Raw genomic sequence first — 850 nt, 5'->3', positions numbered from 1 at the left:
TGGCCCATCAGGCGGAGACGGAGACGTACTGGCAGGAACAGCGGTCTGCCTGGGATGGTGGGAATGACGTGACGCCGGTGCTGACCCACTCGGTGAATCTGGCCAAGATCAGGCAGATTGATCGTCCGTCAGCCCAGACACTGACCCTGACCGAAACCCATTATCAGCAGTTGAAGGACACCTGTCAGCAGTTAGGCGTAACGCTCAACGTGGCGTTGCAGTTTGCCTGGCATAAACTCCTGCATACCTATACCGGAGACTCGCAGACCCTGGTCGGGACCACAGTCTCCGGACGGGACGTACCGGTTGAAGGCATTGAGCAGAGTGTCGGGCTTTATATTAATACCCTGCCGCTCTGTGTGGACTGGTCGCCGTCAGTCAACATTTCAGAAGTCTTGCAGGGGATCCACCAGCAGGTGGCCGCCATCAACACCCACAGTGCCATGTCGCTGGCGAAGCTTCAGCAGAGCGGGGAGCGCTTGTTCCACTCGCTGATGGTGTTTGAGAACTATCCGGCGCCGGACACGGACGCGCAGGCGGACGCTTCGATTGCGAACCATATCGTCTTCCGGGATGCGATCGAGAAAGTGGATTATCCGCTGTCGGTGATGGGGTACGAACAAGGCCAGACTCTGGTGGTGAAACTCAGTTATGGTCTGGATTGGCTGGAAGATACACAGGCTCAGCGGCTGTTACAGCAGGTTCAGGCGATCTTGCTGGCGATTGCCCGTGATCCGCATCAGCATCATGACGCGATCACGCTGATCTCCACGGAAGAAAAACAGACCCTGCTGACCACCTTCAACCAGACGGAAGCTTCGTATCCGCAGGACCAGAGTCTGGTCACGTT

General features: G+C 57.2%; 1 protein-coding gene. It reads left to right on the top strand.

Annotated elements, in window-relative coordinates; genetic code table 11:
* Positions 1-850 (top strand): condensation domain-containing protein (locus Q4579_RS22930; RefSeq protein WP_303567273.1); only part of this gene is annotated, 850 nt, incomplete at both ends.

The sequence above is a fragment of the Photobacterium sp. 1_MG-2023 genome (genome assembly GCF_030547945.1).
Taxonomy (GTDB): domain Bacteria; phylum Pseudomonadota; class Gammaproteobacteria; order Enterobacterales; family Vibrionaceae; genus Photobacterium.
Note: the sequence above shows the minus strand (reverse complement) of the source record. Positions and strands in the feature narration are given on the sequence as shown.